General features: G+C 70.0%; 2 protein-coding genes. One reads left to right on the forward strand and one right to left on the reverse strand.

Annotated features, from left to right (window positions below):
- Positions 1–1,010, reverse strand: a 1,010-nt coding sequence (locus K2Z83_RS16450) for a pseudouridine synthase (RefSeq protein WP_220596276.1), incomplete at its 3' end; no start/stop codon positions are given.
- Positions 1,011–1,570: 560 nt separating this feature from the next.
- Here K2Z83_RS16450 and K2Z83_RS16455 point away from each other — a divergent pair.
- A partial coding sequence (locus K2Z83_RS16455) for an AAA family ATPase (protein ID WP_220596277.1) occupies positions 1,571–4,388 on the forward strand: 2,818 nt, incomplete at its 3' end.

The following is a 4,388-nucleotide window of genomic DNA, read 5'->3' on the forward strand; positions in this document are numbered from 1 at the left end:
CCCTGGCCCTCATCACGGCGCGGGCCGCCGCTGCTGTAGCCGCTGCTGTAGCCGCCACGCCCGCCCTGGCCCTCGTCACGGCGCGGGCCGCCGCTGTAGCCGCCGCGCCCGCCCTGGCCCTCGTCACGGCGCGGCGCATACCCGCCGCTGCGCGGGCGATCAGCGCGATCATCATCGCGGCGATCATCATCGCGCGGCGGACGTGCCGGACGATCATCATCACGCCGACCCTCGGAGCGCGGGCGCGCCGAGCGCTCCGGCTTCGCGGAAGACGCCGCATCACGAGGCCGCGACGCGACATGTGCGTGAAGCGAGGCGATCTCCTGGGGGGTGAGCGGCCGCCACTCGCGGAGGGGCAGATCGGCGAGGTGCAGATCGCCCTCGCGGACACGGATCAGCCGGAGCACCTCGTAGCCAAGGAGGCGGGCGACCTCACGGATCTGGCGCTTGCGGCCCTCGCGCAGCACCACGCGGAACCACGGACCCTCCTCAGTCGTCTCGCTCAGATCAACCCAGGCCGGCGCCGTCGGCTCACCATTGAGCAGCACACCCTCGCGCCACTGGCGCAGCGCCTCAGAGTCGAGGGGGCGGTCGAGCAGAGCGCGATACTCCTTCTCGATCTCAAAGCGCGGGTGGGTGAGCTGGTGGGTCAGCTCGCCGTCATCGGTGAGCAGGAGGAGACCCTCGCTGTCCACATCGAGGCGGCCCACCGGATAGACGCGGGCGGGCACATCGACAAGGTCGAGCACCGTCGGGCGGCCCTGAGGGTCATCGACCGTCGAGACAAAGCCGACCGGCTTATTCAGCACCAGGTAGGTGCGCTCCGTCGGCCTGCGGACGGGATTGCCATCAACCTCAACCACATCCTCATCGAGATCAACCCGGGTTCCGGGCTCCTGTACCACACGTCCATTCACCGACACGCGGCCGGCGGAGATCAGGCCCTCACAGTCGCGACGTGACGCGACGCCCGCGCTAGCGAGCACCTTCTGCAAACGTTCTGCACTCACAACAATACCTTCCTTGGCCCATAGGGGGGCGGGACACATAAGGCCTGATCACGTGCGACCGCGCCGGCTCTCGCCAGTGCGCAGTGTTCAGGCTGACAGGAGATCTCTCGTGCGGATGATCAGGATGATCAGGTTGAGGGTGGGCACGGCACCACGGGCCGGCACGAGCGGGCAATAGCAGTATAGCATAGATTGGGCGCGGGGCTTCGCCCCACGCCGTAGGGGCGGGCCAACGTGCCCGCATGTGCATCACGTTTAGGGCTGCCGCCCTAAAAACCGATGTTATGTTGTCCAAAATGGCCAGCTTCCGCTGGCCATTTTGGACAACATAACAAGAGATTCCGGCGAGCCGGAGGCTTAGCGTGGTGCGCATGGGGCGGGCCAGCGTGCCCGCCCGTCCACCCATCGCCGAAATCGGCTCGGGCATACGTTTAAGTAATTCCCCCTGTAGCGAGGGGCACACGGCACAGGTACCTGACGTAGTGTAGAATAGAGATGCGCGCGCCGAAACCGTTCCGACGCGCGTGTGCCAACCGGCCACACAGCGACCCGATGGCGCGATGAACCACGATCTGGCGAGCCCATTTCTGCGCCCCTTCCTCCCTCACTGGCTGATCGAGCGTATCGGCACGCCAGCGCTCCAGCCAGGCCTCGTCCACCGCTGCAACGCGACGATCCTCTACGCCGACCTGAGCGGGTTCACCCGGCTCACGGCCACCTTCGCGGGGCTGCCCGACGGAGCCGAGCGACTGCACGACTCGCTGACCAGGTTCTTCGACGTGCTGATCGACACCATCATCGCCCACGGCGGCGATGTGGCCGCGATCGCCGGCGACGCCCTAACCGCCTGGTGGCCCGACCGCACCGACATCGAGGCGGCGCGCCGCTGCGGCGAGGCCATGGGAGCGGCGCTCGGCACGCTGCACGCGATCATCACACCGCAGGGGCCGTTCCGCCTCGACCTACGCATCGGGGTGAGCGCCGGGCTCACCTACGTGGTGCTGGCGGGGCTGCCGAGCCACGGGCTGCACCTGGTGATATGCGGGCCGGCGATGGACGCGGCGACCGGAGCCGAGCAGCTGGCAACCCCAGGCACGATCCACGTCGATGAGGTGCCGCATCTGGGCGACGGCGACGCGGCGCAGACGATCACGGCCCTTGAGCCAGTGAGCACCCTGAGCTGGGAGCACTTCCTGCCGCCCACCTTCGCCGAGCGGCTGCGCTACCACGACCTGGTGGCCGAGTATCGGCGCTGCGTGCCCGCCTTCGCCGCCTTCGCCATGCCCGGCCGTCCCGAGGAGCTGCACCGGCTGGTGGCCCAGGCCCAGGCCGTCGTGCTGCGCTGGGGCGGCTGGCTGAACGAGGTCGAGGTCGGCGACAAGGGCGCGGTCTTTGTGATGCTCTTCGGGGCGCCGGTGGCCCGCGGCGACGACCCCAGCCGGGCGGTGGGCTGCTGTCTGGAGCTGCGCGACCGCGGCCTGATCGACCGGGCCGCGGTGACGGTGGGGATCCTCTTCGTGGGCGCCGTCGGCAGCCAGCAGCGCCGGGTCTACACGGCGCAGGGCGACGACATGAACCTGGCGGCGCACCTGATGTACGACGCGGCGCCTGGCGAGGTGCTGGTGTCGGGCCGGGTGCGCTCGGACATCCTGGGCCGCTACCAGACGACCGACCCGAGCCTGATGATCACGAAGGGGCACCGCGAGGGCATACCGGTGGCGCGGGTGATCTCGGGCGGGGCGCGGGTGGGGCGCGGGGTGGCGCTCCAGCGCTACATGCCCGACGCGGTGGCGCTGATCGGGCGCGCCGATGAGCGCCGGGTCATGGCCGAGGCCGCCGAGCGGGCGGCGGGCGGACAGGCGAGCGTGATCCTGCTGGAGGGCGAGTCGGGGATTGGCAAAAGCTTCGTGCTGCAAGATCTGGCGGCGCAGTGGATGGGGCGCGGCTACCGGGGCTATAGCAGCGAGTGTAGCAGCGGCGGCCAGAGCGTGCCGCTGCTCTCGTGGCGGCCGATCCTGATCGACATCTGCGGGATCGACGAGGGGGCCAGCCTGAAGGTGCAGCGGGCCCAGCTCGACCAGGCGCTCCATGCGGTGCCGCAGATAGGGGCGCAGAGCAGGCAGGCCATCGCCCGCGCACTCGGCGTGGCTGAGGAGGCGGGCGGCGACAGCTCCGCAGGAGCGGGCGACCCCGATGAGCCGGCGCAGCTGATCGACCTGGCCATAGCCCTGATCAGCGTGCAGCTCACCGTCGCCCCGCTGCTGATCGTCCTGGAGGATGTCCACTGGGCCGACGACCTCTCGCTCCAGCTGGCCGCCCGCCTGATGCGGGCGGCCCCGCCCGGTCGCCCCTTCCCGCTCTGTCTGACCCTCTCGCACCGGCCGCTGGACGGAGCGGTGCCCGAGCCGCTGCTACTGCTACGGGCGAGCCCCAGCGCGACGCGCATCGCGCTGGGGCGGCTCACGAGCGAGCAGAGCGTCGAGCTGATCCGCGCGCTGCTCGGCGTGAGCGACGTGCAGCCCGAGCTGCGCCAGCACGTCGAGCGGCAGACCGAGGGCCAGCCGCTGTTTATCAAAGAGTACCTGCGGGTGCTGGGGCAGAGCAGCCTGATGTACATCGAGGATGGCGTGGCCCGCCTTGCGGAGAGCGCGGTGGCGGTGCAGGTCTCCAGCTCGGCCCAGGGCGTCATCCAGGCCCGCGTGGATCGCCTCGACGAGCCGACCCGGCTGACCCTGAAGGCCGCGGCGGTGATCGGGCGCAGCTTCCCCTTCCGGCTGCTGGCGATGATCCACCCGGCGCGGCCGAGCGACCAGGCGCTGCTGGCCCAGCTCGACACGCTGATCACCCTGAAGATCATCGACCTGGAGCTTGAGGACCCCGAGCTGGTCTACCGCTTTAAGTACGGGATCACCCACGAGGTCGCCTACACCAGCCTGCTCTTCGGGCAGCGCCGCCAGCTCCACGCGGCGGTGGCGGGCTGGTACGAGGGCATCTACGCGGCAGATCTTGCCGCCGGGCGGGCGGCGATGGCGGTGTACGATGTGCTGATCTCGCACCTGCGGCGGGCCGAGGAGTGGCGGCGGCAGGCCCGCTACTGCCGGGCCGCGGCCGAGCAGGCCGCCCAGCGCTTCTCAAACCCGGCCGCACTCCGCTACATCGAGCAGGCGCTGGTGACCACCAGCGACCCGGCCGAGCACTACGACCTGCTGCTCCTGCGGGTGATGATCAACGAGCGGGTGGGGAACCAGGTGAGCCAGGCCGAGGATATCGCCAGCATCGAGCGGCTGGCCGATCAGCTCGATGACCCGCTGCGGCGGGCCTACGCCAGCTACTACCAGCTCTGCTACCTCATGGCGATCGGCATGTACCAGACGGCGC

This window comes from Oscillochloris sp. ZM17-4 (assembly GCF_019599295.1).
GTDB lineage: Bacteria > Chloroflexota > Chloroflexia > Chloroflexales > Chloroflexaceae > Oscillochloris.